Here is a 25,350-nt window from a genome sequence, read left to right on the forward strand (position 1 = left end):
TGAAAAACGGATTGTCATATGATGAATGATTTGGAAGGGAAAAGGGATAATAAATTTTGACACATGAGGCAGAACATGCCGACGGAGTCAGAATAACAAATGGATGTGTAAGCAATGTTACGATTGATGAGACAACAAAAAAAAGAAACATATTATCTCTGGATCGCATTATTTCTACTTTTATTGTATGTATCCCCGCTTTTTATTTTAAAGGAAGATGCCCATATCCGGGTCCACGATAATTTAGATTCCAACATCGCTTGGTACAAGGTTCTGGCCGATAGCGGAGAAATCGTCGGCAAGGTTGACGCTGCCATTCCGCAAATCATTAACGGGCTGCCCCGGGATGCCTTTGGCACCGAGTGGAGCGGAATTGTTTGGCTCCATGCTTTCTTTTCTTCCATGACCGCCTATGCAATAAGCCAGACGGTTACAAGAGTTGTCGCTTTTTTTGGAATGTATGTGCTGCTGAAGAAACATATAATCCCGGAACCAAAAGCGGCTTTCATCCGAATTGGCGTATCACTTGCATTTGCCTTAACACCGTTCTGGCCTTCGGGAATGCTGAGTACGCTTGGGTACCCTTTGGCACTGTGGGCTTTTTTAAATATCCGAAAAGGGGATATCTCATGGAGAGAGTGGCTGACGCTGGGCTTGCTCCCTCTATACTCAAGCTTTGTTCTAGGCTTCTTCTTTTTCCTGGCAGGGATGGCGTGTTTTTGGCTGTATGATGCCATTACAAAAAGAAGATGGAATTTGATGTTCTTAGGCAGTATTGCATTTATGACGAGTATCTATCTTTTCGTTGAATATCGGCTTGTCTATTCGATGCTGTTTGAACACGCACCGATGCATCGTATCGAATTTATCTCATCGAGGCATGACGTTTGGCATTCTCTTCGGCTATCCGTAAAAAACTTTGTCTATGGCCATAATCATGTGATGACCGTTCATACCGTTGTCATCCTTCCGATCCTGCTGGTCGTATTTGCTGCTCTGCTGTTCAAACGAAATCGGACAAAGCCAGAAAATGTTTATCTGTTTTTATGTGTGCTTAATTACGGGTTGTCATTATGGTATGCGTTTTGGTTCAACAAAATTTGGGCTGTTCCAAAGCAGAAATTTGCCTTTTTAGCTGAATTTAATTTTGCCCGTTTTCATTTTCTTCGGCCGCTTGTTATATACGTGAGCTTTGCGCTTGCTTTATATCTCATTTGGCGGATGGGGAAAGGATGGAAATGGCTTGTGTACGCCGCAGTCGCTGCACAGCTGATGGTGTTGGCGCCTTTTAATGAAGAATATACGTATGGCGTTCATTACAACGCGCCGACATTCAAGGAGTTTTATGCATCGGAGCAATTCAAAGAGATTAAGGAATATATCGGACGTCCGCAGGATTCGTACAGGGTGGCGAGCATCGGACTGCATCCGTCTATCGCCCAATATAACGGGTTTTATACGTTAGATACGTATAACAATCTGTATCCGCTCTCATATAAATATGAATTTAGGAAAATCATCGAAAAAGAGCTGGAAAAAAATTCTCGGCTGAAACAATACTTTGATGAATGGGGCAGCCGCTGCTACCTTTTTGTCGATGAACTCGGTAAACGATATGATTTCAAAAAGAACTCGAAGAAAACGATCAACAACCTTCAATTAAATACAGATGTATTTAAAAAAATGGGCGGACGGTACATTTTTTCTTCAGTTCCGATCATGAATGCTGAACAAAACCATCTCGCGCTCGTAAAGACGTTTGACCATAAAGATTCCGCCTGGCGCATTTATTTATATGAAACAAGATAAGGAGGATATCGATTGAAACAGTCACAGCCAGTATTAACCATCGTCGTTCCGTGTTTCAATGAAGAGGAAGTGTTTCAAGAAACAAGCTGTCAGCTGACAGAGGTTGTAGATGATTTAATTGAAGAAAAATTAATTGCTGAAGACAGTAAAATTCTGTTTGTCGATGATGGCAGCAAAGACCGCACTTGGGCTTTAATTGCTATGGAGAGCATAAGAAACAAGAAGGTTACCGGCTTAAAATTAGCCTGCAATGTCGGCCACCAAAAAGCGCTTTTAGCCGGACTGCATAAAGCGAAGAATAGGTCAGACTGCGTCATTTCGATCGATGCTGATCTTCAGGACGACATCTCTGTGATCCGGGATTTTATGCTGAAATATCATGAGGGCTGCGAGATCGTTTACGGTGTACGCCGGAGCAGAAAAACCGATACCTTTTTCAAGCGCACGACCGCGTTAGGGTTTTATCGTCTCATGAATAAGCTTGGGATTAAATTAATTTATAATCATGCTGATTTTCGTTTAATGAATAAAAGGTCCCTCGAAGAGCTCGAGCGTTATCCGGAAGCGAATCTGTTTTTAAGAGGTATTGTCCCCATGATCGGCTTTAAATCGGCCGAAGTTTTGTATGACCGCAAGGAACGCTTTGCCGGCAAAACGAAATATCCGCTGAAAAAGATGCTATCCTTCGCTTTTAACGGGATTACTTCATTCAGTGTCGCACCAATTCGATTCTTTACGCTTTTAGGGTTTGTTTTGTTTTTCCTCAGCGCTGTGGCAGGGATTGGTGCGTTTATTCAAAAGCTGCTCGGCCATACGAATGCAGGCTGGGCGTCTCTTATCATATCCATTTGGTTTTTGGGCGGGCTGCAATTGATGGGAATTGGAATCATCGGAGAGTATATTGGAACGATTTTTTCTGAAGTGAAAAGACGGCCGAAATACGCGATTGATATTGATTTGTATAATGAACAGCTGAGCCCGCTTCAGCGCCAGGAAAAAGAGCGGTTAGAAAAAAAGTACAGTTAAACACGGAAAGAGCTGACTTCATTAGTCAGCTCTTTTTCTTCAACTGATGCAATATAGCGCTAAGCGGTTCGTCTTGCGGGTTGCGGTAAAAATCAAAAAATGGGCAGCCCTGCTTCTTAATTCGATCGATGACCGTATCAATTGTAAACAGAGCGGGTGTTAAAGATGATTGCACCTCATGCCAGTAGAGCGGGGCTGCAACAGTCCCAAGCTCATTTCCTCTCGTCGAATAGGGACAGATAATCGTTTTTCCTTCTGCATGCTGCAAATAATCAAGATACAATTTGCCGTGTCTGTTTTTAATCAAGCGTTCAGTGGTAAAGAGCTCGGGAAATGCATTGGTGCAGTACTCTGCGATTAGCTGCGTAAATTGGCGTGTTTCTTCATACGTAAATGCCTCGGGAGACAAGGGAATATAAAGCTGGATGCCTTTGTTGCCGGACAGCTTCGGGTACGATGTGATGCCAAAGGAATCCAACAGCCGCTTCAGTTCATTTGCGGCCTGCACGGCCATAAGAAAGTCATCTCGCGAAGGCGGGTCTAAATCAATGACAATCTCAGCCGGACGCCTGCTTTTAATGGTTTGAAAAGGAACGTGAAACTCCAAAGCAAGCTGGTTGCAAAGCCATAACAATGTAGACATATCCTCACAGACAATATGTTCATGGCTTCCATCATAGAAGGACTGAACAAAATCCGGCGCATAGTCCGGCTTGTTTTTTTGGAAAAATGATTCGCTCCTAGATCCATGCGGATAGCGGATGACGGTGACAGCCCGGTTTTTCAGAAATGGGAGCAGGTAGTCACTGACTTCAATCATATACTGAATAAAATCTTCTTTTGTTTTTTTATTCTTTTCAAATATGATTTTATCCAGGCTTGTGAACTGGAGTTTTGGGTGAACCGGTTTGGAGTGTCGTATGACTTGCGCATACGTGCATTCGGTCCAGTCCATTTGGAATTCGAAACCGATAAACGATACCTCTCTTAATGTGCCATGGAGAATTGTTAAGTATTGAACAGCTGCACAAATCGAAGGTTCAAGCTTAAACTCGCCTGAGGGTGTTTGATGTCCGTGCTGTTCCATAATCTCGCGTATAGCGCTTTTTTCCTCATCGCGCATTCCGTGCGAGACAGAGGCAATCGGTGTCATTATTCCGTTTTTTAACACCGATACCGTCAGAAACCCGTTGTTAGGGTTGAACCCTGTTATGCAAACATAAGCTTGTTTAAAGTTTTTATATTTGAGCCAATCGGACGACCGCTTCTTTTCAAGCCATTTGCTGTTTGTTTTCTTCGCTACAATTCCTTCTCCGTCATATTTTATTACCATCTCCCAGAGTTGATCAAAATGATCATAACAGGGAATGGATTGAATGGTTTCTTTTGCGTAAGGATCTGGAGATGCAGGAAGCTTTGCTGCGGATATGAGTTCACGCAGCGATTTTTTGCGGTCCAAATACGAAAGAAGCGTTACATCTTCTCCGCTTCGCTCTAACAAATCAAAGGCGAGAAAGCAGCACGGCCGCGCGTTTGCCGATTCCTGAATCTTGTCTGGCCTTTTCAAACGCCCCCGCACTTGAAGGTGTTCAAAATCTGCACGACAGGGATTCACCAAACATACGATTTCACCGTCAAGTGTCAGCGGAAGCTCTTTTTCTAGGTGCTGAAAGGCAGTTTTGGCGAATTGTGTGATTTCAGGGAAGGTGCTGCTGAGCTCCACACCATTTCTGCTGGTTAAGGTCACACCTGAAGAATGGATGCGGAGAATACAGCGGTACCCATCATATTTTACTTCGTAACGCCATTCTGCTCCGATTGGCGGTGACGAAGTTAAAACCGGCTGCATGGTAAACGCCATGCGCTATGATGTGCCGGAGGCTTTTTTTCTAGTTGTTTTTTGTTTTTTATCTCCGGCTCCTTTCGGTTCAGCGGCTTGTGCAGGTGCGGCAGCCGGTGTCTCCCGGTTCGGCCTTCTGGTTCTGTCGATGCTGGCTTGCAGAGCGCTTACCAGGTCAATGACATCTTCACGAGGTGGCGCTTTATCAGGAGTGACAGCCGTTTCTTTATTTTCTAGCTTGTCGTTGACTCTTTGCAGCAGCGCCTGTCGGTACGTGTCTTCATATTTCTCAGGCTCAAACTCAGCAGTCAGTTCATCTATTAATGTGATAGCAGTTTGCAGTTCCTTATCGTTTACATTCGATTGATCAGGTACACCTGGGACATGAGCGGCGCTTCTGACCTCATCGGGATAATGGATAGACTCCATGACGATACAATTTTCATAAACACGGAGAATCGCCAGCTGCTGCTTTGACCTGATTGTCATATTAGCGATACCGATCTTTCCGGTTGAGCGTAGCGCCTCACGTAGCAGGGTATAGGCCTTCGTCCCATTATCCCCGGGGCCGACAAAGTAGGAGCGGTTAAAGTAAATCGGATCAATTTCCTGAAGCTGAACAAAGTCAACAATCTCAACTGCTTTCTCCTCATGCTCCTGTTTTAAGCTTTTTAAATCTTCGTCCGTCAGCACTACATATTTCCCTTTTACATATTCATATCCCTTCACAATTTCATCAGGACTAAGAGTTTTTTCGCAATTTGTGCAAACTTTCTCGTATTTGATTGGTGCGTGATCCTCTTTATGGAGGCTGCGCAGTTTAATATCTTTATCTTCTGTGGCCGCATATAGCTTGATGGGGATGTTTACTAATCCGAAGCTAATCGATCCCTTCCACATTGTATGCATATCGATAAACCCCTTTTTTTCTTTAGTGTGAAGAGAAGGAGTACAATTCATGTGTAGTAACTTATGGGTGAAAAAAAGCCGGCGCTGTTATTGCGACGGCTGTTCAATAATGAATTGTTCGAATTGTTCCGGAGGTATTGGCCTGCTGAAAAAGAAGCCCTGCAAATGGTCGCAGCCTTTTTCATATAGAAGCTGCTTTTGAGCTGCATTTTCCACACCTTCGGCAATCACCTGCAAAGACAGCTGATGCCCCATGGCAATAATAGCTCCGGTAATTTGCTCTGATTTAGGATGGGTCTGAATATCGTCAATAAATGATTTGTCAATCTTCAGCCTGTGAATCGGGAAGTCCTTCAAATAGCTAAGGGAGCTGTGACCAGTACCGAAATCGTCAATACTGATTCTGATTCCTAATTCTGTAAGAGATGACAAAACCTTTTTGGAGTGATCGAGATTGTCCATTGTCATGCTTTCCGTCACCTCCACTTCAAGAAGCTGCGGAGGAAGCTGGTATTTATTAAGCGTATCCTTGATGAGGGGAATCAGATCTTCGGATTGGAACTGTCTGGCGGAAATATTAATGGCGACAGAAAGATCATAGCCTTTGTCGTGCCAAATCCTTGCCTGCTTGCATGCTTCATCTATAATCCACTTTCCGATATCAATAATAAGTCCCGTTTCTTCTGCGACACCGATGAATTCTCCGGGCGGACGCAGTTGCCCGTCTGGTGTCACAAGGCGTATCAGTGCTTCTGCTCCTGTCATTTTTTGTTTTTTTACACTGAATTGCGGCTGATAATGCAAGACAAATCTATCGTTTTCGATTGCTTCTCTGAGTACCATCTCTTGGTTAAGCTTGACGGTTTCTTTGTTGCCGATTGAAAAAGAATAGTATCTGTATTTGCTTTTGTTTCGTTCTTTAGCCGCATACATCGCCATATCAGCCTTTTTCATCAATTCAAGGCCATCCGTCCCGTCTTTTGGAGATATCGCAATCCCGATACTGACAGATGTGACAAGGGTGTGATCTTGAATTTTGAAAGGTTTTTTGAATATTTGGATAATTTTTCTTGCTAAAACATCTGCTTCGCCTGTTCCTGTATTGGCGTCTGTTAATATAATAATAAATTCATCACCGCCAAGACGGGCGATAAATCCGTTATCAGGGACTACAGATGACAAACGTTTAGCCGCAAACTGAAGCAGTTGATCCCCGACATTATGCCCTAATGCATCGTTAATCACTTTAAACCGGTTTAAGTCGAGAAAGAAAACAACGGTGTTATAATGCAAGGTATGCTCGCGATTCAGTACCTTTGTTAGATGAGAGATGGCATGTCTTCTGTTAGGTAAGTCTGTAAGCGAATCATAATGAGCCATTCTATGGATTTCTTTTTCTGCTTTGTACTGCTTCGTCATGTCTTTGCAAATGACATAAATGCTGTCCAGTTCTTGATTGACCTCAACAGGTATGAGAGTAATATTTAAGTGAAACTGGCCTTTTTCAGTGATAAGTTCGCCATCACTGTTCATCGCTTGTTTATCTTTTTTAACTTGCTCAAAAAGGCGCTTAATCTTCAGTGATGTGTAATTCCTCCAGTCATGCATGCTGAAGCCAAATTTGCTGATCATTTCCTCACCAGCGTGATTGGAAGATATTATGTTTCCTTCTAATGATAAAATAAAGATTGCATCAATATTGTGGACGATTAAAGACTGAAATCGCTGTTCGTTATCCTTTATGCGTTCGCTCTGTTTAATAAACTTTCGATCTGCATGGGAACTGAATAACAATAACGTTTGGATACAAAAAATAATTAAAGTAACAAAAATTGACCAATGAAACGTTTGCACCTCCATATGGCTTCCGGGCGGAGCCATGTCCTTATGGAAAGTTGCCGCAAGCATCCCTGTGTAGTGCATGCCCGAAATCCCAATGCCCATTACAATTGAACTGACGACTTTATAGAATATAAGATGCTCAGAATGTTTTTTTACGGCCAAGTCAAAGAATATTTTTAACGAGACGAAAGAGGCTGCAATCGCAATGATAATTGAAACTGTAAATAAAATAGGTTCGTAAATAATCATTACCCGGGAAATGGCAGACATTCCGATATAGTGCATAGAAGCAATAGATGCGCCAAGCACAACTGATCCGGTAAGCAGTCTGTAATATGTAAGAATGTGCCGGCTGACAAAATATAATGACACAAATGATCCCGAAACAGATGCGCCAATGGCTGCCATTAAAGGCATGAATTCATATTCCATCGGCATTTCCATATGGACGGCCATCATCCCTACAAAATGCATTGACCAAATACCGAATCCCATAATAAGTGAGCCGCCGATCAGCCAAATTTTACTTTTTAAGCCTGTATTGATGGTGACTTTCCTTGAAAGTTCAAGGGAAATATACGAGGCGGTACAGGCAATTAGAATAGATAAACATATGAGAGTCGTATTATATGTAACGTGTATTTCCAAATGGAGATTCCCCCCGTATCGTGTGTTCCAGTCTTGTTGACTCTCTTTATTATCGGCTGCTTAACCGCAGAGTTTCAGCCTTCAAAACGATAGAAATACGAGGGAGATCTATTTTTAGTTCAACTGACCGTGAAAAATGTGTTAAAATCATCTTGACGTTTTCCGAAAAAACAAAAATGTATAATACATAAACATGAAACAAGGGAGTTGGTGGCTATCGAAGAGCTGGTTATGTCATGGATAGAAGCATTTAAAAGCTTATCTTATTTTGGAATATTTCTAGCGCTCAGCATTGAGTTTATTCCGGCCGAAGTCGTCTTGCCGCTTGCGGGCTATTGGGTATCTAAAGGCGATATGACACTTGCTGGCGTTGTTTTGGCAGGATCGCTTGGAGGAGTGGCCGGTCCGCTTACGCTGTATTGGATAGGCCGGTACGGAGGAAGGCCGTTTCTTGAACGTTTTGGGAAGTATCTCTTTATTAAACCTGAAGCGCTTGATAAGTCAGATAATTTTTTCAAAAAACATGGAGGCTTTGTCGCCTTCAGCGGCCGTTTCTTGCCTGGCATCAGGACATTGATTTCCATACCGTGCGGAATTGCAAAAATGAATGTTTGGGTGTTTTCGCTTTATACATTCATTGCTATGCTTCCGATTACATTTGTATATGTTTATCTCGGTGTGAAGCTCGGTGAAAATTGGAAGGAAGTCGGCTCTATTCTTGATCAATATATGCTTCCGATCGGGATAGCGATTTTGTCGCTGTTCCTGCTCTACTTACTGATGAAAAAGAGGAAGAAACGCACGCATTCCGAACAATTATCTGTATTTTTAAAAAATAAGCGTTGACAAATCATTGCGCTGCGCATATCATTGACGTATAAAATCATATTTCTTGAAATCCCAAAGGGGAGTAGCGTCCGGAATGTATTCCGGAAACAAAGTCGTCATTTCATGGATTGTATCCATCGGCTTTGTTGGCATGCCTGAATTCATGTCTAGCAAGACCTTTGCCTTATGTCGGCAAAGGTCTTTTTTGCATGGTCCGGCCGGCATAAGATCGGATGAAGAGAAAGAAAACAACTTTTTTGGGAGGGTATCATTTATGGATGCAGCATTATTATTAGAGTATGGTTGGGTTCTTCTCGTCTTGATCGGGCTGGAAGGGATTTTAGCCGCCGATAACGCGCTGGTTATGGCGGTAATGGTAAAACATTTGCCGGAGGAAAAAAGAAAAAAAGCGTTATTTTATGGATTGGCAGGGGCTTTTGTTCTGCGATTTGGCTCTTTATTTGCAATTTCTTTCTTGGTCAACGTATGGCAGGTTCAAGCGATTGGCGCGATCTATTTGCTGTATATCTCAGCAAGCCACTTATTGAAAAGATATGTATTTAAGAAAGAAGACACACATAAAGAGACGAAGCAAAGCGGTTTTTGGCCGACTGTTTTAAAAGTTGAGCTGGCAGATATCGCGTTTGCTGTTGATTCCATCTTAGCAGCAGTAGCGCTGGCGGTTACACTTCCTGGGACATCACTCCCGAAGATCGGCGGACTTGACGGAGGACAATTTCTCGTCATTTTGGCCGGCGGTATCATCGGACTGGTGATCATGCGGTTTGCGGCTTCCATGTTTGTGAAGTTATTAAAGGAACGTCCAAGCCTAGAAACAGCAGCCTTTGTGATTGTCGGCTGGGTCGGAGTGAAGCTTGCTTTATATACGCTTGCCCATCGCGACATAGCGGTTGTTTCTGAGCACTTTATTCATTCTGGAACATGGAAGCTGATATTCTGGGGTGTCTTAGCAGCAATCGCGGTTTGCGGCTGGTTTATGTCAGGTGGGAAAAAACAGCCGGAGGGCGCACAAAACGAACAAAGAAACAGCACCCGTGAACGGGCGTAATCTGAAAGACTCTGCTTAAAAGCAGAGTCTTTTTGTGTTTGAAGCGTTTTCATAAGCGAAATAAAATAACATTTTTATAACATCTTTGTTACAAAAAACACGCATAAAACCCCCTTAATTCTTTAGAAAGGCACGAAATCATGTATAGGACGTCAGAATGGTTTGTCATAATTGAGACATTGGAAATCAATATTTCTTTTTCTCCTTTGCGAATCCCTATCAAATTAGCTATCATTAATGAGTAGTTATAGGGAGGAACTGAGGTGAAACCAGTGCTTAGCCTTTTGTTTAAATTGGGAAAAAAGAAGCAAACACTTGAAAAAGCTGTTGAGAGTATACAAAAAGGCAATAAAGATCTGCAAAATGAATTAATACAGCAATATAAGCCATTTATCGCAAAGACGGTTTCATCCGTTTGTAAACGATATATAGATGAAAAAGACGATGAGTTCAGTATTGGACTGATCGCGTTTAATGAAGCTATAGAAAAATATTCACCTGAAAAAGGAAATTCTCTGCTCGCATTTGCTGAGCTTATTATAAAAAGAAAAGTCATTGATTACATTAGAAAAGAAGCCAGAAGCGCACAAAATATAAATATCGATTTACAGGAAGGAGACGATCAGGAGTCATCACAAAGCCTGATTGAAGCCGAGCTTTCCATTGATGAATACCGTCGTCAGATTGAACAGGAGCAGAGGCGGGAGGAAATCCTCTATTTTCAAAAGCAGCTCAAGGATTATGGTTTATCGTTTAAAGAACTGCTTGAAAATTCTCCAAAGCACACGGATGCAAGGCAAAACGCCATAAAGGTGGCAATGACGCTTGTTGAACATGAAGAATTGGCCGCTATCCTGTATACAAAGAAGCAGCTTCCGGTCAAACAGCTTGAACAGCTTGTCTCTGTGAGCCGAAAAACGATTGAGAGAAACAGAAAATATATTATTGCGATGTGTATTATCATTACGGGTGATTATATTTATTTAAAAGATTATCTTAAAGGGGTGCTGCACTCATGAGAAGAGGGATTATAGTAGAGAAAAATAAAAAATTCGTCACGTTGCTGACCCCTGACGGACAATTTTTAAAAGCCAAAAATGATCGACACAGCTATGAAATCGGAGAAGAAATCATGCTTCCGAGTGAAACACGCATGGGCAGAAGGGCCAGCTTTTTTGATTTTTTTAAACTGCGCCCTTTCAAAATGGGGATTTTTACGATGACTGCTATTATGCTCTTTATTTTTATAGTTCTCCCCGTTTTTTCTAATAATAAGGCCTATGCGTATATGACAATTGATATCAATCCAAGCGTCGAAATGGCGTTAAACAGCGATTATGAAGTGATTGAACTGACGCCTCTAAACGATGAGGGACAGAAAGTCGTGAATGATATAGATGATTGGGAGAAGACTGATTTTAAAAAGGTGATTGACGATATTATAACCGACTGCAGTGAACACGGGTATGTAAAGAAATCGAAAGAAATATTGATTTCCACTGTTTATGAAAACACAGAAGACAATACATATAAAAAGGCTGTGAAAAAACAGCTGAATGATGTGACTGAAAAATATAAAACGACATACCGCATGGAATCTCTCGAGTCAGATATGCAAACGAGGGAAAAAGCGAAGAAAGAAGGCGTCTCAACAGGCAGCTACATCAAATCAAATGAAAAGAATGACAATAAAGATTTAAAAGATGACTCCAGCAAACCATCCGGGGAAGAGGATCAAAAGAGTGATGAAAATGAGGATGAAAACACCGATCAAACTGACACCCAGGACAGCAAGCAAGGAGATAATGAACAGCTGAATGATGCGGATTCCGGAGACCAGAAAGAAGAGAAAGCGGATGACCAGATTGATGATAGTGACCAAGATAAAAAAATAAAGGAATCAGATGAAAATACAAATACCGAAAAAGATGGGGACCATGAGCAAACCCCAATACAAGATCCTCAAGATAAAGGAAATGAAAATAACGGCGCTGACAAGGGTCAAAGCCAATATCACAGGGACTGGAACAATGGTGAACAAGGCAAGAACCGTTCTTCGTCCAGAAGGGATAACGCTTCAGACCGACGTAATCCAAACGGCTACAGCAGTGATAATCATTCAGCTCAAAATGAAGATTCGCCGAGTGCCCCCGGCGAATAAAGACCTGAATTTATTTAGTTGTGCCATTTAATTGTGATTGTGCTTGCTGTACCAGCCGCTTTGTCATTTCTCCGCCTACAGAGCCGTTAGCGCGTGCGACTGTATCAGAACCAAGGTTCACACCGAATTCTTGAGCCACTTCGAGTTTAAATTGGTCTAGTGCCTGCTCCACCCCTGGAACAACGAGTTTATTTCTGCTCGCCATCTTTTTCATCTCCTTTTTCGATAAAGAAATTCTTAACGCGTATTTAGTTTGAAATATACGGGGTTTATTTATGCTGGCAATTGTTGTGGAGAAAAATAAAACCCCGGCCTCTAAGCCGAGGTGACGCAGACTATAGAATGTCTGCTGTCATTTTATGTGCGGTTGCCTGAATATGGAACGTCAAAATGGAGAGGACTGTAATGGCGATAATTTGTCTGATTTTAAGCCATTGGCTGTCATTCAGTTCTTCAAAACGGTGACGGAGACGCTCTGTCTCCTGTTCGGCGATCTCCTGCAGATTTGATTCTTTCATAGAAGGAGTATCTTGGTGATGGATGGCATCAAGCACATATGCGCAGCTTTCATAATAAGCAATCGGGCTGATGACATCATCAGATCTGTCTGAGATTGTGTTAAAGGCCACTTTTAAAATAGCCCGTATGTGTTCAAAGTCATAAATGGATTTTAAATCACGTACAATTAAAAGAATAACTGCCTGTTCAACTGAGTATTTTTTGCCCAGCTCAGGGTGTCCGATCAGATCTTTGATATCACGCTTTACCCAGTTTTGAATTGCGGTTGACTTTAACGAAGTCAGCTCGCATAAGTTGCCAAGCTCTACGATTTCATTTGTAGACAGTCCGTATTCTTTTTTCTGTTTTTTTCGTTCATATCTTGTAAGAAATTCAGGAATTTCTAGATGATTGGCTGCTTTTTCTGCTGACATGTTCGCTGATTGGACGAGAATGTCGAGCGGGCTATGTTCTCCTTGTCCTTTTAGGGAATAGAGCAGCCGCACCATATCGGTTCGAGAGAGTTTAAAAATGTTCATTGTTCACCTCTTTAAACAATTTGACGCGGATATAGGTCTATGTATAAGTTCAAAATTCAAGCGTCAGCAAATTACATTAACATCATACGTCGAATTCCTTGCATTTTCAAATGGATGTTTTATAATTTAAATATACGGGTTCTTTTGAACTTAAAATAACGGAGGTTGTTATGGCGAAAAGAATTTTTCTGTTTATTCTAACGAATATTTTGGTGCTTACAACAATCGGGATCGTTTTGTCTGTTTTAAGCTCTGTTACAGGAGTCGGGACGTACTTTACAGCTGATGGCGGTATCGATCCAATGGCGCTTCTTGTGTTCAGTTTAGTCGTTGGATTTGTCGGTTCCTTTACGTCTCTTGCGATGTCCAGATGGATGGCAAAGACGATGATGGGTGTCAGAGTGCTGAATCCGAAAAAACACTCGCTCAGCTATGAGGAACAGCAATTGGTTGAACGTGTTCACAGATTAAGCCGCTCTGCCGGTTTAACGAAAATGCCGGAAGTCGGGATTTACCGTTCACCTGAAGTAAACGCGTTTGCGACTGGACCGTCAAAACGCCGTTCACTTGTCGCAGTATCGTCAGGGCTGCTGGAGCAGATGGATGACGCAGCGGTTGAAGGTGTGCTTGCCCACGAGGTCGCGCATATCACAAATGGTGATATGGTAACAATGACGCTTTTACAAGGTATCGTTAATACCTTTGTCGTCTTTTTATCGCGTATCGCTGCTTGGATAGCAAGCCGTTTTGTCAAAGAAGATCTAGCGCCGATCGTTCATTTTATTGCAATGATTATTTTTCAGATTGTCTTTTCGATACTTGGCAGCCTGGTTGTGTTTGCGTATTCACGCCATCGTGAATTCCATGCTGACAGAGGAGGAGCGGATCTTGCCGGCAAGGACAAGATGATTCATGCGCTGCGGACGCTTAAAAGCTATTCTTCCCGGATTATGGAAGACGATCAGACAGCTGTCCAAACGTTAAAGATTAATGGCAAGAAGCGCTCTTCACTTTTCTCTACTCACCCTGATTTAGATGAGCGAATCAGACGGCTGGAAGCTAAATAATACAAACACATTGTTCCTCTGAGAGAATTCTCAGAGGTTTTTTATTTTATCCATTGACTAAAATCATAAAAAAATAAGCAAGTTAAGAAAATGTTTCGTAAAAGCCTTTAAAAATGGACCTAATATCTTTAGAATAATTACCGTACTTAAAAAGAGAGGCAGAAGGATTTTACATGAGATTAAAGTTTGGAAAATTGATACAGGCCTTGTCACCGGCCCAGCTGATCGCATTATATTATTTTCTTGCAGTTACTGTGGCCGTTATATTGCTGAGTTTGCCGGCGGCCCATAAACCGGGGGCGGATTGGACGTTTATTGATGCGCTTTTTACAGCTGTCAGTTCAGTCAGTGTAACGGGACTGACAGTTGTTGATACAGCTGATACATTCAGCACAATAGGGATTTTTATATTAGCATTTGTTCTGCAATTTGGCGGAATCGGAATTATGACGCTCGGAACGTTCATTTGGCTGATCATGGGAAAACGAATCGGGCTGAAAGAACGGAAGCTGATTATGGTTGATCAAAACCAATCCCAGTTTTCAGGAATTGTCAATCTGATGAAGCAGGTACTGTTTCTGATCTTGTGGATTGAATTTTTTGGCGGGCTGATACTCGGCACATATTTCTTAACCTACTATGACTCCTATCAGGAAGCCTATTTACACGGATTTTTTGCCAGTATCAGTGCAACGACAAACGGCGGATTTGATATTACCGGTAATTCGATGATTCCATTTCGCCACGATTACTTTGTGCAGTTTATTACAATGCTTTTAATTATATTTGGAGCGATTGGATTTCCCGTGCTTGTTGAAGTAAAGGATTTCCTGTTTTCAAAGCATCGGCGTTATCCATTTACGCTTTTTACAAAGATCACGACGATTACGTTCGGCTCACTTGTCTTGTTTGGAGCCATTGGCATCTTTGCCCTGGAAGCAAACCATGCGTTCGCAGGAAAATCATGGCATGATATTTTGTTTTTGTCCCTGTTTCAATCAACGGCAACCCGAAGCGGGGGACTGGCAACAATCGATATCAGCCAATTATCAGATTCCACACTCTTTTTTATTTGTGCGCTGATGTTTATTGGAGCGTCGCCAAGCTCAGTCGGGGGAGGCATACGGACAACGACTTTTGCTTTGAACCTTCTTGCGCTGTTTCATTTTGCCCGCGGCAATAAGGCCGTAAAGGTATTCAAACGGGAGCTTCACCCTGCTGACTTGATGAAGTCGCTTGTTGTCACGATGATGGCGATCCTGCTCGTTTTTGGCGCGACACTCATTCTGACCATTACAGAAAAGCATTCCCTGCTGGAGCTTTTGTTTGAAGTGTGCTCGGCATTCGGTACAACCGGCCTGTCGCTTGGAATTACGGCAGATTTGAGCAGTGTTGGAAAATGCGTCATTATGATTGTCATGTTTATCGGGCGAATCGGCATCCTGACCTTCCTGTATCTGATCGGAAGAAAGGAAATTGAAGCGAATTATCACTATCCGAAAGAAAGAGTGATTATCGGATAGGCAAAACACCGCATATTTTGCGGTGTTTTTTGATTGCCAAAAAAAAGATGTGTGCCTCCTGTTCAGTTGGAGAACCTAACTTCGACAGGTGCAATTTACGCTCCTGCATCTTAAAATGTCTGAAAATTGGCGAGGAGGATTCGTATGAAGCGTAAAGCTGAAGTGAATGAAGCCATTAAAAATAACAATACACCTACCGAGAGCATGGACCCTAATTCATATAAGACACAATATCATGATGACCCCAATTTTAGAGGGGCAAACCGCAATTCCAAACAGGGCCAGCAGGGAGGCATGTAATTGTGAAGAAAAACCGTCATAGCAAAGACATGCAAAATCATAAAAAACCTATGAATAAAAAGGTGCTGGAGGAAGAGTTCTCAAGTGAACTTGGGGATTACAATGCCGGGAAGATCATCGAAACGCTGGAAGTCACCAAGCCTGAAAAGAAAAAAGAAAAAAACAAAAATAAAAAACACCAATAAAAAAGACCTCTTAGGCGGCGTCCGCTTAAGAGGTGCTTTTCTATTTTAAATAAGCATTTTTGCCCGTTCCTCTGACAAATTGCAATAAGCTGGTCATCCTCAGCTCAATGAAGGGCTGAGCGACTGTCTTAACAAAGTTGCTGGAGAGGACTGATGTCAGGGCTGCTGTTAAAAGCAAGAGGATCACTAAGCTTTGATAGTCAGTAAGCCAATCCTCAAGCCCGACCTGTCGTAATGTCTTAATAATAAACCCGTGAAGCAGATACACGTAAAATGTCCGGGTTCCCCATTTGGTAAAGAAATACCGTTTTTGCGGAACAAGCGCTAAAAAGCTGAAGGTTGCCCCAAAGGCGAGTACATACCAGCCGATTCGGGATAGTCCGCTTACCAGGGTAACGTCTCCAAATGAAGAATACGGTTTTGAACCAAACAGAAAAGAATAGTCAAAATCGATGCCCCAGCAGATGACGAATACTGCGGCAAGCACTCCGAGCGCAATTTGTTTGCCGCGTTTTGATCTCAATAAATCAAAATGATGTTTATTTAAATAAAAACCGACAAGGAACATCGGTAAGAATACGAATGTCCGTGACAAGCTCAGCGTGCTGCTGACAAAGTCCAGATAACCGATCAGCACGGCGATTCCGCAGCTGACAAACAGCGCCCACTGCTTTGAAAGCTTTGAAAAAGGATATAGGAGCAGGTTCCAAAAGAATAAGCTTACAAGAAACCATAACGACCATTGCGGATCAATCGGGTTCACATTTGCCATGCTTTCATCTTGCATAATGTAATAAAAGACGGAATAAATGATTTGGAAAATCAAATACGGAATAATCAGCTTGACCGCCAGCTTTTTTACATATCCCGCCCGTTTAAAGCCTTTCGCGAAATAACCGGATACAAGAATAAATGCAGGCATATGGAATGTGTAAATGAACTTGTAGAGGTAGAGCATAAAATGATTATCATTAATAAAGGAACGAAGGATATGACCGAATACAACAAGGAATATCAATAAAAATTTTGCGTTATCGAAATAACTGTCCCGCGATTTACTCATAGCATCACCTTCTCTTTCATCAGTCACTAAGAGATTATTCCCTGCTGGTACATATTTTAAAATAAAAGATGAAAAAGGAATCTAAAAAAATGCTGATTGTTAGGTCGATGTAAAGTGATGGTAAGGATCGTAGAAAATGTCTTCGTAATGTAATGGCGCTGAAATTTTCTGAAATTTATAGGGCAAATGAAGGAAGTTCCCGCATTTTGTAGAAATATTGAAGGATAGGTTTTGAAGAAGGAGTGTACATGCATGGAAACTCTTGGTGTCCAGACAAACTCGGAGCTGCGAGAGGAACTGAATCGCCTCAAAAAAGAAAACGCGCGACTGAAAAAGGAATTGAATCAGCATCAAGTGATTGTCAACAATACGCTCGATGCTATTTTTATTTGTGATAACGAAATGCGGATTGTTCAGGCAAATGAAGCAACAGAAAGGATGCTTCAAGTTGACTCGGAAGATTTGAAAAAGCGTTCTGTTTTGGATTTTTTGTTTTCAATCCCAAAGGATGAACTGAATCTTTCCGTAAAGAAGTTTTTTAAAAAAGGCTTTCTGTGGAAGGAGGTTCCGATCAGGCTTGATTGCGGGGCAACAAAATACATAGAGTTTCTGGCCAAAAGAGGTATTGGCGAGGATTTCTTTTTTGTTGTCATGAGGGACATATCTTCTAAGAAGATTCTGGAGCGGGAATTCTCTATGAATGAACAGCTTTTTAAGGACTTGTTTGACAGAGCAGTTGACGGAATCGTCCTGTTTGATAAAGATGGCGGTTTTATTGATGCCAATTTGTCCTTTTGTAAAAGCTTTGAAATCAATCATAATGAGCTGTCTCATTTATCGTTGTATGAGTTCATAGACAGCGGCTCACGAAAAGATTTCGACAATATCTGGAAGGCGCTCAACCGCAAGGGAAAAGCGAAGGGGGAGCTGCCTGTCAAGCTTCGTTCAGGAGTTCAAAAACTATTTGAATTCACGATTACATCAAACATCATCAGCGGTTTTTATATGTCCATTATGAGGGATATCACAGAGAAGCGGTCTATGGAGCTACAGCTCTTTAAAAGTGAGGAGCGCTTCAGAGAAATCTTTGAAAATGCAATGGACGCCATCATCATCTGGTCGAATGACGGAAGAATCGTAAAAGCGAATCAATCAGCCTGTAAAATTTTTGAGCTGCCGATGAATTTGCTGTTGAAAAGAAAGCTGTGTGATTTTCTCGTTGACTCGCAGCAGAAATACAGCATAACGAAGAGGAAATACGCAAAATACGGAGAGATCAGAGAAGAGCTGCTGTTTCAAATGGGGAACGGCCAATTCAAAGAGCTTGAATTTACTTCAAAACGGACAATCCTTGAAAATCAGCATTTGACGATCTTAAGAAATGTAAGCGACAGAAAGCGGATGGAAAAGGAGCTTCGGGAAAGCGAGCTGAAATTCAGAAAAGTGTTCAACGGCTCAATGGACGGCAATGTATTGTTCGACAATCAATACAGGATCATCGACGCCAACCCGTTGGCAAGCCATATTTTGGGCCTGTCACATGAAGAGATCAAACAGCACAGCCTGTTAGACATTATTTCTGCTTATGAAATAGAAAATCTGGCATCACCGGCAAGGCAGATTAATTTTGATGAAATGGACAACGAAATTCCATTTTTGCTGAGCAGCGGTGATAACAGAAAACTCGAATTCTCATTTAAACGGAATATTATTCAAAATATGAACTTGGCTATCTTTAAAGACGTAACAGAGCGAAAAGAATTGGAGGAGCGCCTGCGCAAATCAGATACCCTTCATGTTGTCGGCGAACTTGCAGCCGGCATTGCTCATGAAATCAGAAATCCGATGACTGCTCTTAAAGGCTTCATTCAGCTTCTGAAAGGGAGTGTCGAGGGAGACTACGCCCTTTACTTCAACGTGATCACCTCAGAACTAAAGCGCATCGAATCCATCATCACCGAATTCTTGATTTTAGCTAAGCCCCAGGCCATTATGTATGAGGAAAAACATGTTACCCAAATTATGAGGGACACGATAGACCTTCTAAATGCGCAAGCCAATCTCAGCAATGTACAAATGCAACTTGATTTAATTGACGACATTCCCCCGATTTACTGTGAACCGAATCAGCTGAAACAGGTTTTTATCAATATATTAAAAAACGCCATCGAAGTGATGCCTGACGGCGGAAATATTTTTGTAACGATAAAGGCATTGGATCAAGATCATGTTCTTATCTCCTTAAAAGACGAGGGAATCGGAATGACAGAAGATAAATTAAAGCGGCTTGGTGAACCGTTTTATACGACAAAGGAACGGGGAACTGGACTTGGGCTTATGGTAAGCTATAAAATTATTGAAGAACATCAAGGCGAAATTATGGTAGAAAGTGAAGAAGGGAAGGGCACCGTTTTCCATATTACGCTTCCTGTCAGACAGAATGCTGAAGAAAGAAGGGATGATGAATGAACTACTATACGACAGCCGAAATGCCGCTCGGTGAACTTATCATTGCCGAAGAGGATGACCGGATCACTCGTCTATTTCTCAGTCAGGAAGATTGGGTGGATTGGAAAGAAACGGTTCAGAATACTGAGCACAAGGAAACATCTAATCTTGCAGAAGCGAAACAACAGCTTCAAGAATATTTCGCAGGCGAAAGGAAGACATTCTCCCTGCCGCTCAGCCAAAAGGGCACTCCTTTTCAGCAAAAAGTGTGGAAGGCGCTGGAGAGGATTCCATATGGTGAATCCCGAAGCTATGCAGATATTGCCGCTGCGGTCGGCAGTCCGAAAGCGGTGCGCGCTGTCGGACAGGCTAATAAACGTAACGACCTGCCGATTTTTGTCCCGTGCCACAGAGTGATCGGCAAAAACAGTGCGTTAACAGGATACGCCGGAACCAAAACGGAGATCAAAGCATTTTTGCTAAACATCGAGCGAATCTCCTATAAAGAAAAATAAAACATATGGCACGTTCCCTTTTTTCACGGCCGACATATCATTTTATTAAGTTAAAAAAGTTGGTCTGGTGAAAAAGGAGGACAAAGCAATTGAAGCCGAGCCGCTCTGAGAAACTTGCCGTTTTTGCCGAACTGTTTGTGAAACTGCATATCTTATCAAGCGCTCAAAAAGATGAAATCATCAATGTTAACAAAAAGAAACAAAAAAACTGCTGACTCGGCTCCAAATGAGCAAAGTCCGGCGGTTTTTTAATGCACCTTTTCTCCTCTAAACAGCTGTTCAATCTCTTCTTCATAGTTTCCGGTCATAATCCCTTTTTCTGTGATGATTCCTGAAATGAGATCATGAGGTGTAATGTCGAAAGCGGGATTAAAGACAGGCACATTGGATGGAGCGGTCCGAACTCCGGAAATCTGCCTGACTTCCTCGGGATCTCGTTCCTCTATCGGGATATCAGCGCCGCATTTGACCTTTGTATCAAATGTAGATAAAGGTGCGGCGACAAAAAACGGAATATCAAAGGCGTTTGCTAAAATAGCAAGACCGTATGTGCCGATTTTATTTGCCGTATCACCGTTCTTTGCAATTCGGTCGGCTCCGACGATAACAGCGGAAATTTGTTTTTCCTTCATCGTATGGGCAGCCATGCTGTCTGTGATCAGAGTGACATCAATGCCCCCCTGCATCAGCTCCCAAGCAGTAAGGCGTGAACCTTGCAGGACAGGCCTTGTTTCACAGGCATAAATGTGTAATCCCAAATCTTTTTGTTTGGCCAAGTAAAACGGAGCTAGCGCCGTTCCATAGCGGCTTGTCGCGATTGAGCCGGCATTGCAGATTGTCATGATCCTGTCGCCTTTTTTGAAAAGCTGCAGGGCGTTTTGGCCGATCAACCGGCACGTTTCCTCATCCTCAACCTGAATCTGAATGGCTTCATGGACAAGGTTTGTTTTTGCTTCATTTACGGAAATCGCGTTTGCGACCGAATGACTCAGTCTCTCAAGCGCCCATGACAAATTAATGGCGGTAGGCCGTGAGCTGTTTAAATATTGTTTGATGTCTTCCAGTCTGCGGCGGAATTCCGTGACATTATCTGTTTCAATGTTTTTGGCAGCAAGCGCCAGTCCGAAGGCAGCCGTAATGCCGATCGCCGGAGCGCCCCTTACTTTGAGCGTGACAATCGCATCAAATACATCCTCTTTCGTCGTCAGCTCCAAATATTCCGTCTCATCAGGAAGCTTTTGCTGATTTAAAATGGTAATAGCTGTTTCTTTCCATTCAACAGAACGTGGAACAGCAAATGAATGGGTCATGAATAGATCATTCCTTTACAAGTAACTTAAATAATTCAATAACATCTGTTATCGTTTTGAATTCCGAACGTTTTTCGATAAAGGCTGTGCCGGTTTCGAGCGCCAAGCGTTTTCTGCCGATTCGTTTATCAAACGGCACGATCGTATCCAGGTCAGCTACATGGGCAAGGCCGATCGTGCGTCGTATCACCTCACAGCCCGCAAATCCGATTGCTTCTTCAAAAATATGGCTGAGCGTATCAGTGAGGTAACCGTCGATGTTGGCGTAAACATCCAGACTGTCCTTCTGCCAGGATTCACTAAACGTCTCTTCAAACGTTTCCCAGACCTTTTTGACATGTTCATATAACGGCTCTCTGTCAGCCCCGTCACGGCTGAGTGCGTTCAAAAATAAGTTGGCGATAAATTGCCCTACATCAAAGCCGATCGGTCCGTAAAAAGCAAACTCAGGATCAATCACCTTTGTTTCGTGCTCACTTGCGAAAATGCTTCCTGTATGCAAATCACCATGAATCAACGTTTCTGCAGACGTTAAAAATGACTTTTTCAGCTTAGCGGCTTCGATTTTAACGCTGTCATTATTCCAAAGCTTTTCGACAAAAGGACGAAGCTCTTCTTCAAAATCATTTGTGTCATGGTCGAAGAAAGGATCTGTAAAAACAAGTCTTTCCGTAATGTCGCATAGCTCTGGATTTGTAAACTGTTTAACAAGCTGTTTTTTCACCTTAGGTTCAAGCGCGTAATCTGATGAGTAGAAAAGTGTTTTTCCTAAAAATTCACCGATGTGCTGCGACAGATGAGGATAGTTTTCACCCTCAATGAGTCCTTTTCTTGCGATCTTGAGGTGAGAGAGATCCTCCATGACGGTAACGGCCATTTCCGTATCAGAATAAAACACTCTTGGAACCAGGTGAGGCACATGCTCGCCCTGACGGATGAGAGCGCTGCTTTCGATTCTTGCACGGTCGATTGTCAGCGGCCAGCTTTCTCCCACCACTTTTGCATACGGAACCGCCTGTTTAATGATCAATGCTCTGTCATGTTCTTGATCATAAATATGAAAAACGTAATTTAAGTTGCCGTCTCCGATCTCCTGGCATGTCAGCGTGCTTTTGCTTGGAAATAGGCCAAGCTTCACCGCCAACGCCACAGCGGAGCTTTCATTTAACGTTTCGTATAAAGGTGTTTTTGTGACTCCCATCATCATAACCTCCAATTATGTAATCACTTAATATGTAGCCGTAAAAAAGCCTCCTTCTCAGAGAGAAGGAGGCTTAACATCTATGTCCGCCTCTCTTATCTCTCAGATCAGATCTGAATGGAATTAGCACCGTGCCTTAAGAGACCAGCGTCTCGGCGCGAAAAAGATGCGCCCCATTTCACAATGGAATTACGGTCGGTTGCTGTTGGGGTCAAAAGGCCAAATCCCTCGCCCAACTCTCGATAAGAGAATATATTCACTTGTTTGACAATTCTAATTTATCAGTTGATGAACATGGTAACAGGTAATTTAGTTAGTTGTCAATATATTTTTAATATAAATCTTTTCTGATATCATCGAAAACAGGAATGCTCTCCCGAACTTCTGCGCTTTCTTGAAGGTCGATTTCCGCTCGGACTATGCCTTCTTCCCGGCCGCCTTCAGCAAGTACACGCCCCCATGGATCAATAATCAGGCTATGTCCTGCAAATTCATTATCCGGATTTGAACCGGTACAATTGCAGGCTGCGACAAAGCATTGGTTTTCAATGGCCCGCGCAATAAGCAGGCTTTTCCAATGATCAAGGCGGGGAAGAGGCCATTCCGCAGAAATAAACAGCACGTTGGCGCCTTTTGTCGTATGTTTTCTGATCCATTCCGGAAAACGGATATCGTAACAGATCAATCCTGAGCTTTTGACGCCGTCAAGCTCAAAGTATCCGTCTTCGGAACCGGCTGATAAATACAGATGCTCATCCATCAGCTGAAAAAGATGGGCTTTTCTGTACTCTTTAATGATTTGCCCTTCCTTATCCGCGATGTACATTGTATTATAAACATCAGAATTCTTCCTGACAGCGACCGATCCGGCGACAATATGAACACCATGTTTTTTTGCCGTTTTCTTCAGCCAGCTCTGAGCGGAGCGGCCGTCTTCATCAGCGAGTTCATCAAGATTGGCCAGATCATATCCGGTCGTCCATAATTCAGGCAGAACAAGAACATCAGCATGTTTGCTTTCTTTTTCGATGAAAAATTCAGCCTTTTTTATATTTTCCGAAGGTTTGCCGTATGAAATATCAAATTGAAGACAAGATATCGTCCATTTCATCTTTTTAACACCCCAAATTTTTCTTTACTTTTTTCATTTAACCATATATGATGATGGACTATCATTTCAAGATTTTTTTAGAAGGTGAGAATAGATGAAATTTGAACAGTCTCATGTATTGAAGGAATTGCCTAAACAATTCTTCGCTTCTCTGGTGCAGAAAGTGAACCGAAAGCTCGCAGAAGGACATGACGTTATCAATCTAGGACAGGGAAATCCAGATCAGCCGACTCCTGAGCATATTGTTGAGGAGATGAAACGAGCTGTTGCTGATCCTGAGAATCATAAATATTCGTCTTTTCGCGGCTCATACCGTCTGAAGTCAGCGGCTGCTGCATTTTATAAAAGAGAGTACGGCATTGATCTGGATCCGGAAACCGAAGTCGCTGTATTATTCGGCGGAAAAGCCGGTCTAGTCGAGCTCCCGCAATGCTTATTGAATCCCGGTGATACGATTTTAGTTCCCGATCCGGGTTATCCTGATTACTGGTCGGGTGTCACACTTGCAAAAGCAAAGATGGAAATGATGCCGCTCGTAAAGGACAGGGCGTTTCTCCCTGATTACAGCAGCATAACCGCTGAAGTAAGGGAACAGGCGAAATTGATGTATTTGAATTATCCGAATAATCCGACTGGAGCTGTTGCTACTTCCGAGTTCTTTGAAGATACCGTGCGTTTTGCGGCTGAAAACGGAATCTGCGTCGTTCACGATTTTGCTTACGGCGCTGTAGGATTTGACGGCTACAAGCCTTTAAGCTTTTTGCAGACTGAAGGTGCGAAGGATATCGGAGTTGAAATTTACACGCTGTCAAAAACGTATAATATGGCAGGATGGCGGGTTGGCTTTGCCGTCGGAAACGCTTCGGTCATTGAAGCGATCAATCTTTATCAAGACCATATGTTTGTCAGTCTTTTCAGAGCGACTCAAGAGGCTGCAGCAGAGGCACTGTTAGCCGATCAGACGTGTGTGGCAGAGCAAAATGCCAGATATGAGAGCAGGAGAAACGCTTGGATCACGGCATGCCGGGAAATCGGCTGGGATGTAACAGCTCCCGCAGGTTCTTTTTTTGCATGGCTGCCTGTGCCTGAAGGCTATACTTCTGAGCAGTTCTCAGATCTTTTGCTGGAAAAAGCGAATGTGGCGGTTGCGGCTGGAAACGGCTTCGGTAAATATGGCGAGGGCTACGTCAGAGTCGGACTTTTAACAAGTGAAGAAAGACTTAAGGAAGCCGCTTATCGAATTGGCAAACTGAACCTGTTTACCCAAAAAAGCATTGACAAGACCTTATAACGATGGGATAATTCAAAATAATTTATAAAATCTATATTTTCTTATCAAGAGCAGGCAGAGGGACGAGCCCGATGAAGCCCGGCAACCGACTTATAAAGCACGGTGCTAATTCTTGCAGCTAGCGGCTGAGAGATAAGATTCGGACGAGAAACGAAACCTCTTTAGAC

General features: G+C 42.6%; 23 protein-coding genes and 2 riboswitches. Of the genes, 14 read left to right on the forward strand and 9 right to left on the reverse strand.

What is annotated here, in order from left to right; genetic code table 11:
- Positions 1 to 114: 114 nt before the first annotated feature.
- Both MKX71_RS07270 and MKX71_RS07275 read left to right on the forward strand, forming a co-directional pair.
- The gene (locus MKX71_RS07270; RefSeq protein ID WP_014479610.1) at positions 115 to 1,809 is read left to right on the forward strand and encodes a DUF6044 family protein; all 1,695 of its coding nucleotides are present in this window, start codon (positions 115 to 117) and stop codon (positions 1,807 to 1,809) included.
- A 12-nt stretch (positions 1,810 to 1,821) separates the two neighbouring features.
- Positions 1,822 to 2,835 (forward strand): glycosyltransferase family 2 protein, encoded by a 1,014-nt coding sequence (locus MKX71_RS07275; protein WP_021479427.1) that lies wholly within the window; start codon positions 1,822 to 1,824, stop codon positions 2,833 to 2,835.
- 25 nt (positions 2,836 to 2,860) lie between these two features.
- Here the strand turns inward: MKX71_RS07275 and MKX71_RS07280 are convergent, their stop codons facing one another.
- Genes MKX71_RS07280 through MKX71_RS07290 form a run of 3 tightly spaced genes read right to left on the reverse strand, consistent with a single transcriptional unit; the run spans position 2,861 to position 8,074 of the window.
- On the reverse strand, positions 2,861 to 4,696 hold the full coding sequence (locus MKX71_RS07280) for a DNA ligase D (protein ID WP_069837465.1): 1,836 nt from the start codon (positions 4,694 to 4,696) through the stop codon (positions 2,861 to 2,863).
- 3 nt (positions 4,697 to 4,699) lie between these two features.
- Positions 4,700 to 5,635 (reverse strand): Ku protein, encoded by a 936-nt coding sequence (locus tag MKX71_RS07285; protein WP_339231910.1) that lies wholly within the window; start codon positions 5,633 to 5,635, stop codon positions 4,700 to 4,702.
- Between the two features lie 36 nt (positions 5,636 to 5,671).
- Positions 5,672 to 8,074, reverse strand: a complete 2,403-nt coding sequence (locus tag MKX71_RS07290; RefSeq protein WP_128992276.1) for an EAL domain-containing protein — start codon at positions 8,072 to 8,074, stop codon at positions 5,672 to 5,674.
- Between the two features lie 180 nt (positions 8,075 to 8,254).
- Here MKX71_RS07290 and MKX71_RS07295 point away from each other — a divergent pair, with 180 nt between their 5' ends.
- The 4 genes from MKX71_RS07295 to rsgI all read left to right on the forward strand — a co-directional run bounded on the left by MKX71_RS07295 (position 8,255) and on the right by rsgI (position 12,132).
- Positions 8,255 to 8,920: a DedA family protein gene (locus tag MKX71_RS07295; RefSeq protein WP_339232036.1), complete on the forward strand. Its 666-nt coding sequence runs from the start codon at positions 8,255 to 8,257 to the stop codon at positions 8,918 to 8,920.
- A 76-nt stretch (positions 8,921 to 8,996) separates the two neighbouring features.
- Positions 8,997 to 9,971 carry a TerC family protein gene (locus MKX71_RS07300; protein ID WP_014479617.1) on the forward strand — a complete coding sequence of 325 codons (975 nt, stop codon included), beginning with the start codon at positions 8,997 to 8,999 and terminating at the stop codon, positions 9,969 to 9,971.
- Between the two features lie 263 nt (positions 9,972 to 10,234).
- The gene (gene sigI, locus MKX71_RS07305; protein ID WP_003245855.1) at positions 10,235 to 10,990 is read left to right on the forward strand and encodes an RNA polymerase sigma factor SigI; all 756 of its coding nucleotides are present in this window, start codon (positions 10,235 to 10,237) and stop codon (positions 10,988 to 10,990) included.
- Positions 10,987 to 12,132, forward strand: coding sequence for an anti-sigma-I factor RsgI (gene rsgI / locus MKX71_RS07310; protein ID WP_015252225.1), 1,146 nt, complete (start codon positions 10,987 to 10,989; stop codon positions 12,130 to 12,132). The genes sigI and rsgI overlap by 4 nt, the downstream gene beginning before the upstream one ends.
- A gap of 10 nt (positions 12,133 to 12,142) precedes the next feature.
- On the opposite strand, the gene sspD is transcribed toward rsgI, so the two are convergent.
- On the reverse strand, positions 12,143 to 12,337 hold the full coding sequence (gene sspD / locus MKX71_RS07315) for an acid-soluble spore protein SspD (RefSeq protein WP_003218568.1): 195 nt from the start codon (positions 12,335 to 12,337) through the stop codon (positions 12,143 to 12,145).
- Between the two features lie 130 nt (positions 12,338 to 12,467).
- Complete coding sequence (htpK, locus tag MKX71_RS07320; protein WP_015252224.1) at positions 12,468 to 13,169, reverse strand: transcriptional regulator HtpK; 702 nt, start codon at positions 13,167 to 13,169, stop codon at positions 12,468 to 12,470.
- Positions 13,170 to 13,339: 170 nt separating this feature from the next.
- On the opposite strand from htpK, the gene htpX reads away from it, so the two are divergent.
- The 4 genes from htpX to MKX71_RS07340 all read left to right on the forward strand — a co-directional run bounded on the left by htpX (position 13,340) and on the right by MKX71_RS07340 (position 16,244).
- Positions 13,340 to 14,236 (forward strand): protease HtpX, encoded by an 897-nt coding sequence (htpX, locus tag MKX71_RS07325; RefSeq protein ID WP_029317707.1) that lies wholly within the window; start codon positions 13,340 to 13,342, stop codon positions 14,234 to 14,236.
- Between the two features lie 173 nt (positions 14,237 to 14,409).
- The gene (ktrD, locus tag MKX71_RS07330; RefSeq protein ID WP_003244672.1) at positions 14,410 to 15,759 is read left to right on the forward strand and encodes a Ktr system potassium transporter KtrD; all 1,350 of its coding nucleotides are present in this window, start codon (positions 14,410 to 14,412) and stop codon (positions 15,757 to 15,759) included.
- 144 nt (positions 15,760 to 15,903) lie between these two features.
- A complete protein-coding gene (locus MKX71_RS07335) occupies positions 15,904 to 16,059 on the forward strand; it encodes a hypothetical protein (RefSeq protein ID WP_003232510.1) in 156 nt (51 codons plus the stop codon).
- Positions 16,060 to 16,061: 2 nt separating this feature from the next.
- Positions 16,062 to 16,244 carry a hypothetical protein gene (locus MKX71_RS07340; protein ID WP_029317708.1) on the forward strand — a complete coding sequence of 61 codons (183 nt, stop codon included), beginning with the start codon at positions 16,062 to 16,064 and terminating at the stop codon, positions 16,242 to 16,244.
- A gap of 40 nt (positions 16,245 to 16,284) precedes the next feature.
- On the opposite strand, the gene MKX71_RS07345 is transcribed toward MKX71_RS07340, so the two are convergent.
- Entirely contained in the window at positions 16,285 to 17,307 is a 1,023-nt protein-coding gene (locus MKX71_RS07345; RefSeq protein WP_003245573.1) for an acyltransferase family protein, read from the reverse strand.
- A gap of 252 nt (positions 17,308 to 17,559) precedes the next feature.
- Between MKX71_RS07345 and kinE the strand changes: the two genes are divergently transcribed.
- The 3 genes from kinE (at position 17,560) to MKX71_RS07360 (ending at position 20,485) form a co-directional block, all read left to right on the forward strand.
- A complete protein-coding gene (gene kinE / locus MKX71_RS07350; RefSeq protein ID WP_217011470.1) occupies positions 17,560 to 19,776 on the forward strand; it encodes a PAS domain-containing sensor histidine kinase in 2,217 nt (738 codons plus the stop codon).
- A complete protein-coding gene (gene ogt, locus MKX71_RS07355; protein ID WP_339231913.1) occupies positions 19,773 to 20,270 on the forward strand; it encodes a methylated-DNA--protein-cysteine methyltransferase in 498 nt (165 codons plus the stop codon). Before kinE ends, ogt begins: the two co-directional genes overlap by 4 nt.
- 89 nt (positions 20,271 to 20,359) lie before the next feature.
- Positions 20,360 to 20,485, forward strand: a complete 126-nt coding sequence (locus tag MKX71_RS07360) for a hypothetical protein (protein WP_339231915.1) — start codon at positions 20,360 to 20,362, stop codon at positions 20,483 to 20,485.
- 33 nt (positions 20,486 to 20,518) lie between these two features.
- Here the strand turns inward: MKX71_RS07360 and mtnA are convergent, their stop codons facing one another.
- The 3 genes from mtnA to MKX71_RS07375 form a co-directional block, all read right to left on the reverse strand.
- Positions 20,519 to 21,580 (reverse strand): S-methyl-5-thioribose-1-phosphate isomerase, encoded by a 1,062-nt coding sequence (mtnA, locus tag MKX71_RS07365; protein WP_046380979.1) that lies wholly within the window; start codon positions 21,578 to 21,580, stop codon positions 20,519 to 20,521.
- 7 nt (positions 21,581 to 21,587) lie between these two features.
- Complete coding sequence (gene mtnK / locus MKX71_RS07370) at positions 21,588 to 22,781, reverse strand: S-methyl-5-thioribose kinase (RefSeq protein ID WP_339231917.1); 1,194 nt, start codon at positions 22,779 to 22,781, stop codon at positions 21,588 to 21,590.
- Positions 22,782 to 22,873: 92 nt separating this feature from the next.
- Positions 22,874 to 23,030: riboswitch (SAM riboswitch) on the reverse strand.
- An 82-nt stretch (positions 23,031 to 23,112) separates the two neighbouring features.
- Positions 23,113 to 23,892 carry a carbon-nitrogen family hydrolase gene (locus MKX71_RS07375; RefSeq protein ID WP_003232495.1) on the reverse strand — a complete coding sequence of 260 codons (780 nt, stop codon included), beginning with the start codon at positions 23,890 to 23,892 and terminating at the stop codon, positions 23,113 to 23,115.
- A gap of 94 nt (positions 23,893 to 23,986) precedes the next feature.
- Between MKX71_RS07375 and mtnE the strand changes: the two genes are divergently transcribed.
- Entirely contained in the window at positions 23,987 to 25,183 is a 1,197-nt protein-coding gene (gene mtnE, locus MKX71_RS07380) for a methionine-glutamine aminotransferase (protein ID WP_339231918.1), read from the forward strand.
- 38 nt (positions 25,184 to 25,221) lie between these two features.
- Positions 25,222 to 25,322: riboswitch (SAM riboswitch) on the forward strand.
- Positions 25,323 to 25,350 lie beyond the last annotated feature (28 nt).

The organism is Bacillus sp. FSL M8-0071 (assembly GCF_037975455.1).
Classification (GTDB): Bacteria; Bacillota; Bacilli; order Bacillales; family Bacillaceae; genus Bacillus; species Bacillus subtilis.